This window comes from Streptomyces caelestis (assembly GCF_001279005.1).
Classification (GTDB): Bacteria; Actinomycetota; Actinomycetes; order Streptomycetales; family Streptomycetaceae; genus Streptomyces; species Streptomyces heliomycini.
Map to the genome: position 1 here is coordinate 1 of NZ_LGCN01000052.1, position 619 is coordinate 619.

The 619-nt window shown below is 70.1% G+C and carries 1 protein-coding gene; it reads right to left on the reverse strand.

All coding sequences use genetic code 11. The annotated features are described in order from the left end of the window. Positions 1 to 619 (reverse strand): AMP-binding protein (locus ADK41_RS05855; RefSeq protein WP_037805357.1); only part of this gene is annotated, 619 nt, incomplete at both ends.

The following is a 619-nucleotide window of genomic DNA, read 5'->3' on the forward strand; positions in this document are numbered from 1 at the left end:
GAGGCGTTTGTCGCCGGGGCGGTCCTCGCGGACGACCACCGCGGCCTGCGCCACCGACGGGTGGACGACCAACGCCGACTCGATCTCACCCGGCTCGATCCGGAAGCCGCGCAGCTTCACCTGCTGGTCGGCCCGGCCCTCGAAGACGACCTCACCGTGCTCGTTCCACCGCGCCAGATCACCCGTGCGGTACATCCGCTCACCGGCCGGACCGAAGGGATCGGCCACGAACCGCTCGGAGGACAGTCCCGGCCGCCCGACGTACCCCCGGGCCAGATGACTGCCCGCGACGTACAGCTCACCCACCACACCCGGCACCACCGGACGCAGCCCCTCGTCCAGCACATACATCCGGGTATTGGCCATCGGCACCCCCAGGTGCAGCCGCTCCACCACCCGCTCACCCGGCCCGAAGACCTGATAACTGCAGAACACCGTGGACTCCGTGGGCCCGTAGGCGTGCACCACGGTCGTCCCCGGACACTCCTCCAGCACCCGCCGCAACGCCGGCGCCGACAACACATCACCCCCCGTCCAGATCTCCTCCAGACCCGCCAACGCGCCCACCGCCTCCGACGCCATCGCGTCGAACAACGCCGTCGTGAAATACACCGCGGTG